This is a genomic window from Leisingera sp. M527 (assembly GCF_025141525.1).
GTDB lineage: Bacteria > Pseudomonadota > Alphaproteobacteria > Rhodobacterales > Rhodobacteraceae > Leisingera.
This window is the reverse complement of record NZ_CP081040.1, coordinates 125769-138147: the sequence shown is the minus strand read 5'-3', so window position 1 is coordinate 138147 and position 12379 is coordinate 125769. Positions and strand designations below refer to the sequence as shown.

Annotated in this window: 16 protein-coding genes; 2 read left to right on the top strand and 14 right to left on the bottom strand. The window is 59.3% G+C overall.

Annotated elements, in window-relative coordinates; translation table 11 throughout:
* Positions 1–2: 2 nt before the first annotated feature.
* The 12 genes from virB10 to K3555_RS23005 are packed head-to-tail and all read right to left on the bottom strand — an operon-like array spanning position 3 to position 8714.
* A complete protein-coding gene (gene virB10, locus K3555_RS23060) occupies positions 3–1148 on the bottom strand; it encodes a type IV secretion system protein VirB10 (protein WP_260008940.1) in 1146 nt (381 codons plus the stop codon).
* A 2-nt stretch (positions 1149–1150) separates the two neighbouring features.
* Positions 1151–2002 (bottom strand): P-type conjugative transfer protein VirB9, encoded by an 852-nt coding sequence (virB9, locus tag K3555_RS23055; protein WP_260008939.1) that lies wholly within the window; start codon positions 2000–2002, stop codon positions 1151–1153.
* The gene (locus tag K3555_RS23050) at positions 1999–2685 is read right to left on the bottom strand and encodes a virB8 family protein (RefSeq protein WP_260008938.1); all 687 of its coding nucleotides are present in this window, start codon (positions 2683–2685) and stop codon (positions 1999–2001) included. Before K3555_RS23050 ends, virB9 begins: the two co-directional genes overlap by 4 nt.
* A 2-nt stretch (positions 2686–2687) precedes the next feature.
* Positions 2688–2882 (bottom strand): hypothetical protein, encoded by a 195-nt coding sequence (locus tag K3555_RS23045; RefSeq protein ID WP_260008937.1) that lies wholly within the window; start codon positions 2880–2882, stop codon positions 2688–2690.
* Positions 2883–2927: 45 nt separating this feature from the next.
* Entirely contained in the window at positions 2928–3809 is an 882-nt protein-coding gene (locus tag K3555_RS23040; protein ID WP_260008935.1) for a type IV secretion system protein, read from the bottom strand.
* Between the two features lie 2 nt (positions 3810–3811).
* Positions 3812–4051, bottom strand: a complete 240-nt coding sequence (locus K3555_RS23035; protein WP_260008933.1) for an EexN family lipoprotein — start codon at positions 4049–4051, stop codon at positions 3812–3814.
* Between the two features lie 3 nt (positions 4052–4054).
* Positions 4055–4762 carry a P-type DNA transfer protein VirB5 gene (virB5, locus tag K3555_RS23030; protein ID WP_260008931.1) on the bottom strand — a complete coding sequence of 236 codons (708 nt, stop codon included), beginning with the start codon at positions 4760–4762 and terminating at the stop codon, positions 4055–4057.
* Positions 4759–7119, bottom strand: a complete 2361-nt coding sequence (locus K3555_RS23025; protein ID WP_260008929.1) for a VirB4 family type IV secretion/conjugal transfer ATPase — start codon at positions 7117–7119, stop codon at positions 4759–4761. Before K3555_RS23025 ends, virB5 begins: the two co-directional genes overlap by 4 nt.
* A complete protein-coding gene (locus K3555_RS23020) occupies positions 7119–7442 on the bottom strand; it encodes a type IV secretion system protein VirB3 (protein ID WP_260008928.1) in 324 nt (107 codons plus the stop codon). Before K3555_RS23020 ends, K3555_RS23025 begins: the two co-directional genes overlap by 1 nt.
* Positions 7443–7475: 33 nt before the next feature.
* Positions 7476–7763: a TrbC/VirB2 family protein gene (locus tag K3555_RS23015; protein WP_027233669.1), complete on the bottom strand. Its 288-nt coding sequence runs from the start codon at positions 7761–7763 to the stop codon at positions 7476–7478.
* Positions 7764–7774: 11 nt separating this feature from the next.
* Entirely contained in the window at positions 7775–8380 is a 606-nt protein-coding gene (locus K3555_RS23010; RefSeq protein ID WP_260008927.1) for a lytic transglycosylase domain-containing protein, read from the bottom strand.
* 40 nt (positions 8381–8420) lie between these two features.
* The gene (locus K3555_RS23005; RefSeq protein ID WP_260008924.1) at positions 8421–8714 is read right to left on the bottom strand and encodes a hypothetical protein; all 294 of its coding nucleotides are present in this window, start codon (positions 8712–8714) and stop codon (positions 8421–8423) included.
* Between the two features lie 258 nt (positions 8715–8972).
* Between K3555_RS23005 and K3555_RS25080 the strand changes: the two genes are divergently transcribed.
* Together K3555_RS25080 and K3555_RS22995 are read left to right on the top strand one after the other, a co-directional pair.
* Positions 8973–9740 (top strand): hypothetical protein, encoded by a 768-nt coding sequence (locus K3555_RS25080; protein WP_260008922.1) that lies wholly within the window; start codon positions 8973–8975, stop codon positions 9738–9740.
* A gap of 125 nt (positions 9741–9865) precedes the next feature.
* The gene (locus K3555_RS22995) at positions 9866–10246 is read left to right on the top strand and encodes a hypothetical protein (RefSeq protein WP_260008921.1); all 381 of its coding nucleotides are present in this window, start codon (positions 9866–9868) and stop codon (positions 10244–10246) included.
* Positions 10247–10364: 118 nt separating this feature from the next.
* On the opposite strand, the gene K3555_RS22990 is transcribed toward K3555_RS22995, so the two are convergent.
* Both K3555_RS22990 and K3555_RS22985 read right to left on the bottom strand, forming a co-directional pair.
* On the bottom strand, positions 10365–11690 hold the full coding sequence (locus K3555_RS22990; protein ID WP_260008919.1) for a type II toxin-antitoxin system HipA family toxin: 1326 nt from the start codon (positions 11688–11690) through the stop codon (positions 10365–10367).
* Positions 11690–11941, bottom strand: a complete 252-nt coding sequence (locus K3555_RS22985; RefSeq protein WP_260008917.1) for a helix-turn-helix domain-containing protein — start codon at positions 11939–11941, stop codon at positions 11690–11692. Before K3555_RS22985 ends, K3555_RS22990 begins: the two co-directional genes overlap by 1 nt.
* Positions 11942–12379 lie beyond the last annotated feature (438 nt).

The window sequence follows — 12379 nt, the reverse complement described above, 5'->3', positions numbered from 1 at the left end:
GATCACCGCAGCTTGTAGACAGAGGAAAAGTCCAGGTCGCGGGCAACCATCACGGCAACCTCCTCGCCCTGGTTCTTCCGCAGGATCACCGGCACGTTAATGGTGTTTTCCAGCTCTATTTCAGCCAGCCTGCTGGCACCGTTGCTGGTGCTTTCATATTCGCCGTCTTCATCATGGCGGTTTGCCGCAATCGCCAGGGCGTCATCAATGATCGACAGCATCATGGTGCCGCCGAAGCGGGTCCAGAACCGGGTATCCACATCACCGTCAATTCCGCTGCGGCCGAGGGCATCGGTGGCCGGAGATGCCAGGCTGACGGTGACGCCATTGGGGGTTTCTGCCCGGGTCCACACCACGAACAGGCGCCGGTTCCCCCGCTTCAAGCCGCCCTGGTATTCGCCAATGATCCGGGTTCCCCGTTCCAGCAGAACAACCGCGCCGGTGGTGGAGAATATGTCGTCGGTCACGGTGCAGCGGACCATGCCGGGGTTGCTGGAATCCATTGCCGTATCAAGCGCACAGGGGATCATTGTGCCTTGGGTGATGGTCAAATGAGGATGATCGAGCATTGTGGCTTTGGCGGGCGAGGGCGCCCCGGTGAGCAGCGAAGACGCAAAGCCGCTCAAGTCTCCACCTGCACCGTCGGCGGCACTGCCGAACAGGTCGCCGGGGCTGCCCGCTGCCGCGCCCGCGTTGGCTGCTGCGGTGCCGCGGGGACCTGAGTAGGCCAGGAGCGGGGCCCGCTTCGAGCTTTCATAGATCAGTTCTGCCTCGCTGGGCAGGGCAGGGCGACGCTCTTCCTCGGCTCTGGCCTGTTCGATAGGGCCAAGCGGCTTCACCGGCTCAGACGAAACCGATGCCGGCAGGACAGCAGGTGCCGGATCCGGAAGATCGGCGGGCTGGAAGCCGCCGCTGGAGCGGATCCGCGTGAATGCCTGCTGCGTTTCCGGCTCTTCCGGCACCTCGCCGCTGGGCCATTGCGCGTAGGCGGCGATACCAAGGAAGGTGATACCCGCCAGTACCAAAAGCTTCTTCCGGGTTTCGCCGTCCAGCCCGCCGGTCTTTTCTGCGGTTACGGAGGAGATGCCGCGCTCTTCGGGGATCCCGCTTTCGGTCCCGGCATCAAGTGGGTTCTTGTCGTCAGCCATGATTATTCCCCGATGATTTCGCGCCGCACGGAGCGGGAAACCGTGCCGGTGCCGTTTCGGCTGCCGCTGCGGACATCATCAGGCCCCATGTTGTAGATTGCCGTGACTTGGTCTCCGAGGCGCAGGCGCAGTTCCGGCGCAATGTCGTGGACGATGATCTGGTTTTTCCGGACGGTTGTGTTTGCGGTGCGCTCTCGCCCGTTCTCGACGATGAAAACCGAAGGCAGTCGGGTGCGGCGCTTGAACGACAGCACGGTCATTTCGCCATTGTCATATGCGCTGGCGGGCTGCAGGTCGCGGGAGCCTGCTGCCAGATAGCGCCAGTTTTTCGTGCCGGCGGTTGCCACCGCGTCGGCAAGCCGGGCTGCTGCGGCCTGCTCCTGCGCGCGGGCTTTGTGTTCGGCAGCTTCCGCACGCCTGCGTTCCGCCTCGTCTCCGGGGTAGGTGTAGCGGATCTGGAAATAGACATCCCGCGTGTTGTGCATGATTTCGCCGTCGCGGGTGATCAGCTCCATGGAATAGGTGCGCGTTGTGCCATCAGCCCGCATAGTGGCGACCTGGAGGTTGGTCGGAGGATTGGCCTCACGCGCCTTGAGGTAGAGGATGTTCCCGCGCGGCTGGACTTCCCAGGCAACCGTGTCGCCGCCCGCCACATCGATGATTTCCTCGCTCTGAGCAAAGACGATTTGCACCGTGGTGCGGATGGTGCCGATCACGCGCACTACGTCCCATTCGTTATAGCGCACCGAGCGCACGCGGCTGTCCGACCGTGAAGGATCGGGGATATCCAGTGCCGCCGCCGGACCCGTGGCGGCCAGCAGGGCACTGGCCAGAAGGGCTGCTTTCAGTCTCATTCCACCACCTCCGGGTCGGCACGGTAGTTATTGGCGATGAAGCCCAGCGGGTTGATCAGCCGGTCTTCGGAGCTGATTTCAGCACGCGGGTCGAACTCGAAGCTGATGGTAGCCACCCAATGGCTGCGGGTTCTGAGGTCTTCCCGCTCGTTGATTTCGGTGCGGTAGAAGCGTACTTGGGCCAGCCCGCCCCCGAGGAAGGCAATCGAGCGGATCTTGATCTCGGCCTTGGTGTCCTTGCCGTAGGTGTACTGCGGGCTTTGCGGGTTGCTGGCGTTGTAATAGGCCGAGAACTCTCGCTGAGCTTCCGGCGAGGACAGCAGCGAGACCTCGTGAAAAATCGCTTCCCGCTCAGCGTAAGTGTAGCCCTCCCGCGCCCGCACGTAGCGGGCAAGGAAATAGCGCGATACGGCCTCGTCATAGGTCTGCCCGCCGTCTTCCAATGCAGTCATGACCTCCGGCACGCCGCTGGCCTCGTCCACACGGATCACAAAAGGCGTGATCTCTTTCAGTGGTGCCAGTGCCGCCACCGCTGAGACAGCTGCCAGGGCCAGCACGCTGGCGCCGCCGGCGATGATCCAGGCCACCCGCTTTGACCGTTCTGCGGCAATGCGCAGGTCATAATCAAAGGACCGCGCTTCGTTCAGGTACTTCTGAAATTCTTTGTCGTGTGCATCCTTCATGTTTAGCTCCCGCCGCTATCCTGATCGGTGGGATTTGCGAGGCCGATTTCCTTCTGCTTCTGGAGTACGGCCTCCTGATAGGCCCATTTCGTGGGGTTCAGCGGGCGCACCATGCTTCCCCTGACATCGGGCAGCGGAGTCACCGGAGCGCAAGCGGTGACGCCAATCGCCGCCGCCAGAACAATAAGCTTTTTCATGTAGTACCTGGTATTTAAGGGTGATGGGACCGGATTTGCGCGGCCTCAGGTTCTGGTTGCAGAGCCGCTATGCGTGCTGCTTCCACCGCCGCTGGAGCCGCCCAGGAGTTTCCGCTCAACAATCCGTTGCAGTGCGCCGGTGGAGGCACCGGTGCCAGCGGTCAGCGCCGAGGCTATGGACGGCAGGAGGAAGAAGAACAGCATTCCGCAAGTGAGTGCTACTGCGTAGTTCATCATTGCAGTGAGCGCATCAACTCCAGAGGTTTTGGTGATAACCTTTGCAAGAAAATCTACGATGATGGTCATGACAACAACCACCAGCAACTTAAGGACTGCGAAGTTCACTGTTTGGCCGAGCCAGGAGAAAAACCATCCTCGAGATACATCGAATAGTGCAAAGCAGATGAACAGAGGGCCGATCGCCGCCATGATCGCCAGCCCGAAGTGCGTGATGACGGCTACAAACAGTGCAACTGCTGAAAAAATGGCGCCATAGGCCATTATGACCAGGTTCTGGATGGATCCAGTGATGCTGCCGGAAATACCGCGTCCTGCTTCTTCCTCAGCCCGGACCCCTAGATCTGTGACGTGCGCCATTACACTGTCGGCCGGATTATTTCCCGTGCCCCCAGTTATGCCAGTTACAAATGCCGGTGTGTCAGTCAGGATTGTGTTCGAAACCCAGCTCGAGTAGCCGCCTGCACCACTAACCAAGGACCAAATGATGGCGAGTTTTATCCCGCGCGCCAAGAAATCCATCACTGGCTCCTGAATCATACCGCGCATGATCGCAAAACCATAAAGCACAATATACAGGGTCATGGCTGCGGCCAGAGGTGCTGCCAACGCGCCTGACATTTTGCCGGCAATCGTGTTGGTCGTGTCCGCGATGCTGCTGGTAAACTGGGAAAAGAACCAATCCCACATAACTATTCTCCGTAAAGTCTTTTGGCAGTTTCCAACCTCTTGATCCGCCGAGCTTTTGCAGCCGCTTCTGTTGCGTTTCGGCAATTGGCATCTTCACCTGACCGATCTTGTACTTCGCAAGCTTCGATCATTGTGGCCCGTTCATGTTCGTTTTCCAGGAAGTATTCGATCGTGTGGTTTTCCTCCTCGTTGCACGCGGCAAGAAAAAGCAGAGAAAGGAAGGTCGCCGCTCGAAGTTTCATCACTTATTCTCCATAGAGATTTTTTGCGTTTTCAAGGCGTTGCACCCGCAGTTTGGCCTGGTATTCGTGCTGGCGCTGTTCTTCGACTTGCATCTGCGCCTCCTGCAGCATGGCGAGTCCCTGAATGCGGTTGGTGTCGTTCTGCAGCATGGCCTGCTCGACCGAGAGGCGGGCGTTCAGGGCGTTGATCTCCTTCTGAGTTTCCGCCCGGCCGATTTCCATGCGCAGCTTTTCCAGCCCGGATAGCCGGTCGTCGGCTACCTGCAGAATGCGGTCTCCCATGGCGGCATTCCGGGCACTCTGGCCTTTGATGCGCTCTAGTTCTTTCCGGTAGAAATCCTCAGCGGAGATGTCCGCGCCAATCAGAGAGGCATGATTGTAGACATCCCGCGCGGCCCCGGCCAGTTCCCCCAAGCCATCGAGATCGACATCAAAGGCGCTGGCAATCCGCATGGCATCGGCGCCCAGCAGCTCCCGCACTTTGGGATCATTAAGCGCCTCGGCGATGTCATCCATGCTGGTCAGGCCGTTCACAGAGTCATAGAGGCGTCTAGCCTCTTCAAGCTCCTGTGCCATCTGCGCTAGTTCCTTGGCGAACTGCGCCTTGGCGTTGGCGATGGCTGTAGCATCGACAACTGGGACACCTGCAGCATGCGCGCCTGTGCATGACAGGGTCAGAGCGAGTGCGGATGTGAGCAGGAGTTTTTTCATTCCATCTCCTTTCGTCTTTGAAACAGCAGGGGAAGCCAGTGTGCTGGATCCGGGTTATCAGCCCGCAGCTCACGCATAATTTCATTGGTGGCGGTGCGGCCTGACAGAACAGTCAGGACGTCATCAAGCCCAGTCAGATCCAGATCGCAGACCACCGAGTTTCCACCCTGTTTCACCAGGAAGTGTCCCCGCGGCAGCTCGTTCCGAATGATGTCGAATTCCCGATCGGACAGCCCGAAGCCGTCTATAAGGTCGGCCCGGCTGGCCTTGTCCGAACCGAAGAAGATCAGGTTGGCACATTGCTCAATCACGGTCCGGGCGATCGGGCTGGCAAGCACGTCTGAGGGGGATTGGGTGCCGGCCACGATAATGCCGTTCTGCTTCCGGATCACCTTCAGTTTATCCCGCACAAAAGACACGAAATAGGGGTCCGACAGCGCTTTCCAGAATTCATCGATAAAAATTGCGATGCGCTGGCCGTTGATCAGCTGCTCGACCCTGTACATGAGGTACATCATGATCGGATTGCGGATTTCCGGATCATCCAGGAACGCGGTGATATCAAAACCGGCCAGGCTGGCCCCGAAATCAATTGAGTCCGCCTGGTTGTCGAAGATCCAGCCGAGCTGGCCGACCTCGCACCAGCGGTCCAGCCGGTTGCCGATATCCCCGGCGCCCCGGCCAAAGCCCAGCAGTTCTTTCAGCGTCGAGACCGAGCGTTGTCCGCGGGGCAGGGTGGCCAGCGAAGCAACTGCAGTTTCGATACGCTTCTGGTCTTCGGCGGAGAAACGGCAGCTGTCGTCGCGGCCGCTCAGCATGCTTTTCACCAGCGAGACGAGAAATGGCGCGGTTTCCGGCGTCACGTCTATCGCCATGAAGGGCGCACAGCCCGTCGGCCGCCCGGGCTGGAAGCTGAGGTAGCTTCCGCCAAGAGCGCGCACGAAAATTTCGCAGCCATAATCCTTATCAAAGAGGATGCCCTTGGTGCCAAACTTTTCCAGCTGGGACAGCATGAAGGTCTGGAAAACGGTCTTGCCCGAGCCTGAGGGGCCGCAGATAAGCGCATGCCCCAGGTCTTCGACATGGAAGTTGTAATAGAAAGGGGTGCCCGCCGTGGAACGCAGTTTGGCGACGGCACCGCCCCATTCGTTGCCGCTCCGGTGCCCGGCCGGGAAATTGTGCAAGGGGGCCATTGCCGTGAAATTCCGGCTGGTGACCAGGGCAGGGCGGATGCGGAACGGGTGATTGCCGGGAAGCTGGGACCAGAAGGCGCTTTCAAGGCCCAGGTCTTCCCGGCCCGCGACAGCGCCGGATTCCGACAGCAGGTTCTTGGCGTCTGCCACGTGGTTTTTCAGGGCCTTCGCGTCGCTGGCAAAGACCGCCAGGCTTAGGTTGTGTTCGCCCATGACATAATGGCCGGACATGAGCTCATCGCGGGCCTCGACCAGCTGGTCCGCTTGCGACAGCGCCGGATCCTTGGAGTTGCGCATCCGGCCTTCCTTGAGCGACATGGCGCGGAGGGCTTCATTCTTGGCCACGCAGCGGAAGGACTGCGTCAGCACGAATTGAAACGGGGCCGTCAGCAGGGTGTCGAACATATTGGGGCGGGTGACCGCGTGGTATTCCTTCACCCCGAACATGGCGCCATAGGTGGATGCGGCCGGGTGCCGGATCTCAAACGCTTCCCGGCCGAATATCACCCGGTCGGTGTAGATCGCGTTGCCAATGGTGCCCATGACAACTGGGACGGGCTCATAGTGGCCAGTGATGAGCTGTCGAAGCACACTGGCAGGCTGGGAGATCAGCAGGCCTCTGCTGTTGCGCTCGATAGCCAGCCGCCGGGGCTTGAACCGATTCAGATTGCTGAGGAGCTGCAGGGTTTTGTCATCCAGTTCGCCAAGCAGATCCTTGTCCACCTCGATCTGGCTGGCCCGGGCGCGGCGGACACCTTTCGCCAGCTTGGCGCCGGGCAGCTCCCGCGGCTGCATGTAGACCGTCAGGTAAATGTCGTTCCGGAAGAGTGTTTTGCGCTCAAGCGTTTCGCGGTAGCAGGCATCAATCCATTTGCTCGTATCAGAGGAAAAACCGCCGTCGGGGTAGTCGTCATCTGCCGTTCGGATCACGTGCACGTAGAGCATCACATTGTCATCGGCGATGTTGCGCAGCGCATGATTGAGGCTGTTGTGCAGGGTGTTGATCCGCTGCCGGTTAGCGGTTTCAAAGGAAACGCCTTCCAGCTTGAGCATCTGGAATGCGCCGCGGCCGCGCGTGATAATGGTGTGCTCATCGGAGTGCCGGATGTACGGCAAGTAGCGGTCTGCGGTCAGCTCCGCTTTGATTTTCTTGGTAAAACCCATTAATCAATTTCCTCGATCCTGTAGTCCCGTTTGAGGCGCAGAGCCGAGGACGAAGAACCGCCCCAGAACCGGTGATTGAGGCAGCGCGCGCCGGTATCGAACCAGCGGAACAGAATGCGGAAAGCGTTCTGGTCGCGCTGCACGATGAACCGTGACATGGCGAGAAAAGGGAGAGCCAGGAGCAGGTAGAAAATCGAGTCCGCAGCAATCATTGCCAGGCCCGCGGCTCCGCAGGAGATCGCAAAGGCTTCCATAGGAATGCCCCAGATCATCGCCGGGCGTGTCAGCGCCAGGAACAGCGGATCCTCGTTGATCTTTTCCATGTCAATATGGCCTCCCTTTTCCGTTCCGGCTGCTTAGGCGGTGATCATCGACAGCACATCGGTCGAGGCGTAGATCAGGACGATGCCGCCCACGACCCAGCCTGCCCGCCGCAGGTCGACGAAGTTGAAGAGCCAGCCGACGCCCACCAGCATGAGCCCGATGAGGGCCAGCGGCTGTTTGGCGTTGTTGAACTCATCGACGATGTTGTTGAAGAAATCCGTGAAGCCCGCAGCCGCGGCCGGCTGTGCGGCCAGGGTCAGGATGGCGGCCATGACTATGGGCGCCGCAAATTTGCGGCGTTTCGCGAAATCGGTTCGCATGAAGGTCTCCTTTATTGAAATACAAGTGCTGCGGATGTGCCGGAGCTTCCGAACACATCCCAGCGGGTTGCCGCATCCGCGGTAGCTGCAGTCACGGGGGGGCGATCTGCAGAATGTTGACGGCCTGTCCCGTTCCCGCCCAGCACGCGCGCCACATAGCCGTTTGTGAAACCGCGTGTGAACGAGCCGGTGTTGTAGGCCGAGAGGGCTTTCCCCAGTGCATCCTCTCTGGATGCGCCTGCCTCCCGCGCGCGCTCATACCCGTCGCGCAGAACCTTGGCAGAGGCTTCAAGGTTCTTGCAGGGATCAAAGACGGTTTCCGGGGTGAGTCCCAGCCAGGCGAGGTTGGCGCTGTTAATCTGGCCGAGGCCCATGTCGATGGACTCGCCTTTTGAGATCAGCTCGCGCGACACTGCGGCCGCCTCGGCAGCGCTTGCCGGGTCATAGCTCCGACGGTCCGGGCCATTCACACCGATGGCGAACGGGTTGAACCCGCTCTCTGAACGGACAATCTTCTCAAGGATATGAAGCGCGACGCCCGGAGCGCAGTTTTCGGCAATGGCTTCAAATGCCTGCCGGCTGAGCTTTCCGGCTGAGGCGGGAGCAGCTGACGCCACTCCTAGTATAGCAGCGAACAAGAATGCCGATGGGCGCCCTTTAGCTGCCGCCGGTGCTTTCTTGACTGCTGTCGTCCGGGATCGGGATGAACAAGCCGTTGGCGTCGGGGTTGTTCCGGATGTGGAAGGCCAGCAATGCATCCGCTGTTTTGAAAACCCGCGGGCCGCCGGTCTTCGAGGAGGTGACAATCTCCTCATGGCCGTCCGGAGAGATAGCCCACAGTTCCCACTGCCAGCCTTTTGGTGTGTTAATGGGGCGGTATTCAACCCGGCCGCCCTTCTTGAAAAATGAAGGAAGTGCATCGCTGGTAACTACTGGTCGGTTAATTCGCATCTATCCTCACCTGCCGAAATACGATGACAGGTGCAGTTAGCTTTGAATCACATTCCACTCCAAGAGGAAAGCGCTAAATACGAAAAAGCGCAAAAAGATAAAAAGGCGAAATAACGTAAGCGCGAATCCGCTAAACGTGCCAATTTTGGAAAATCAGGTGGACGCAGGCATCGTCCGTCGGGTAACGCTCCGCCAACCAACGTGTATTAGAGCGTTTGGACATTCTTGAGTTGAGTAACATGATTTTGGATCGCGCATATGATTTGCAAGACACGTAAAACGGTAGCCGCCGGGCTGCTAGCAGCTTCAGCGGTAATAGGCGGAATTTCGCGCACGGAGGCGACGCCGATCGATTGTGCGATTTTGCTCTGCCTTTCAGGTGGTTGGCCGCCCTCGGCAGAATGCGGCGCGGCGCGTGCAGAGTTCATCCGCCGGATCACACCATTTCCGATTGAACCGCCTTTGCAGATCTGGCGTTGCCCGATGGGAGCGTCCTTTGGCCCCGGACAATCGGCCAGCCCCGCACAGCGCCTCTTTGACACCGCATTCAGCGATAGTCTGAACCCTGCAGGGATACTGCCGCAACTGGGAACCGTGGACCTGGCATCAGTCACGATTGGCAAGCCTCGCGCCGAGCTGTTTCCGGCGGTCCTCAGCCAGCTCAAGCACGATGGAGCACCTCCAACCGGGATGCTGGAGCTGGCTGGAGACTATTCTGCGGAAAACGGGCGTGCCGACATCGACATCAGCGATCCCGCATTCGATTTTGTCCGCTCCATCCGCGTCTACCATGTGAAGTTCGAAGCGCGGAGGGAGAAGGATTATTGCGGAGAGATCGACAGCACCCAGGTCGGCACCTACGGTGTTCAGGGCGGCTTTTCCTGGCATGGCTACAGCGTCCGAGGTGTGCCAAGCTATGTGATGCCGCCCGTCAAAGGATGCCCGGAAGGCAGCCGCAACCGGGCGGTTGGTGTCGAGTGGAAGGATTACGAGGGCAATACCGGGTCCGAGCTTATCTATTATTAAGACCTGTGCCGTTGAGAGGTCGAGCCTCAATGATTTCGGCACATTCCAGACCGTGGGTCTCCGAGGTTCGCCGGGCATCAGCAAGGCTTGATCGGGCTTCAGCACAGAAGCGAGGGGAGGGAAGAGTGAGCATTCGGTTCCTGATGTCGGCCGTCCTTGCAGCAGTGCCGGGAAACCTGGCTGCGCAAGCCTGTGTCGAACCGGTGCGGCCGGAACTGGCCTATCTGGAAGATGCCGGGTTCACCGGTGCCGAATTGCGGGAGCACTACCGCCTCTACTTCGCGGACGTGGAGGTCTACCTGAATTGCCTGAATGCCGGCTCCGGCCGGATCCGGGAGGAGGCCAGGGCGGCGGCATATGATTACCAGCAGGTATTGAACCGGCACCCGCACGCGACAGACGCGGAAACTGCTGGCGAGCACAACGCTCCAGAGGTCAGCATGCGCGAAAGCGGTGATCTCTACCTGTCTTACAAGCCCGGATCCAGGGAGGGAGACCGGGAATGATCCGCTAGCAAGCCACGGCCAGTTGGTGTCTGGTTTCGTGCTGTTCTGCTGTGGTTGTCCTTTTTGTGCTGCCGGTGCTGGAGTGGATCGTTTCGCGCAGGCAGCCGTCTGCTGGGTACTAGCCCTTAGGGGCAGCAGCCGATTGCAATCCAACCAGGCGCTCGTAGACGGCCTCGCTGATGGCTTCAACTACATCGGTTGGGAAACCCGCCGGCATGGACTCTGCAGCTGTTTCGAGCGCCTTGGGCGCACGCTCTGCAATGTCTTCAATGAGGCTGCGCGCACGTTTTTTCGAGAGCCCCGCCCGCATGGCCGTTTGCACGAAATGCCGCCCGTGAATCTGGTCGAAGCGATAATGGCGGCTGTTACCCACCGACATCGCCATTTTCATTTGCTTGCGCTCGATCTGGCGGGCGTTCAGCGCAGGCTGGGCAGTCAGGATGTCATAGAGCGGGGTCATGCGGTAGCTGCCACCCGGACTGAGGAACACGCTGAAGTTCTTGGCATGGCCGTCTGTTGCGCCGATCAGCCAGAAGACCAATTGAGCCTTCAGGAAGGTTTTCTGATCTTCGAGGGGTGTATCGCTGCCTTTGAGAAGGCCGAGTACGTCGGCCATGCCCGGTCCGCCCTCATTCTGGTATTTCAGGGTTGGCGGTATGGACAGAGCCTGGCAGCAGTCTTCCTGCGGCAGGCGCAGGAGGCGTCCGTCCTTTGTCCAACGGCGGTCGAAACGCTCTATCACAAGGGCTTTGGTGTCCCCGAAGGTTTCAATGGCGGCGTTGTTCACCGGCAAGCCGAAGGCTGATGTGAGTCTGAGGCAGTAGTATTCGTTCTCGACGCTGTCCGAGAGATCGATGCCGCCGGGCAGCTCGCCGATCTGTGTCTTGATGAGATGTGTGGTTGGGGTCACGCCGTGCGGCTTGATCCATTGCCCGTCATGCCGAAGCAGGGCGGTTTTTTCTTGTGCGCCGGCCACGGAAATCCGGAACGCGTCATCTCCTGTAAGGCCGAGAGGTGCCTGGCTCAGGCCTTTCAGGATGTTCTCGATGGCTCCGGCATCAACCGTTTCGCCCTCCAGCTTGCCGGTGGCGTCGGGCGCAAAATCATCCCCCGCGATGAATTGCAGCGCGCCTACACAGTCATGGCCGATCTTGGTCAGCATATTGTAGGCGTCAATGCCTCGGGCACCGACTTTTTCGGCAACAAGGCGGCGAAGCTTGTCCGAGTCAGGCAGCAGGTTCTCGAAAACCGCCGCAACAGGCTCTCCCCGATACGGCGTTTCGCGCAATGGCAGCGAAAGTGAGACAGGCAGGGCATGCTCCCAGGCCAGCCAGTCGTGGTGATAGGCAAAGCCGATGGCACCGCTTCTTTCACGGGTGAGTGTTCCGACGCGACGGTTGTTCAGGTAAATCCGCAATGGCATATATGCGGGGCGCCGTCCCATTAGAAAAGCTCCTCGATATCCTGCCCGTGCCCTTTGGTGCGCTCGTCGATCCTGAATTCCAGGTCAAGAGCTGCAAGAACGGCTAGGATGGTGTCGAGCTTCGCAAGCTTCTCGCCGCTTTCGACTTGGGAGATCGTGGCCTGGCGTAACCCAGCGCGTTCAGCAAGTTGCGATTGTGACCAGCAGCGCTTTTTGCGCGCGCGCTGGATGATGGAGCCGATCTGTCTTGGTGTGCGAGCGAGTTCTTTCATACGAAGATGATACACTATGGCGAATAAATTAGCAATATACGCTATGGCGGATAATTTTAAACTATACGCTTAAGCGAGTAAGTGACTTGTATGCGCCGAAACGTATGATCTGCTCCGGATTCTTTGAGCAGGTCAGAGATTGTGTACCTGAGGTGCACTGACCCGGGAAAGTTTGAAGATGTCGGCTGCTTCACTTCCTTGCGTAACCCTTCTGCGTCGGTTTGCATCAGGTTGCTTGCTTTGAACAGGGCGGCCGGGCCTATTCCTATTTCGCACGGCTGAAGCGGGCTGGGCGTCTTAGAGGGGCCACACCTCACGCAGCAAGCTGCCGGTGCGCATTTTCATATGTTTGGCCACATGACCCAGTATACCTATGAAAACAGCTCCGAAATGTGGATGGCCGAGTGGCTGGTTTCTCCTGAAGTCGCTGACCTCAGG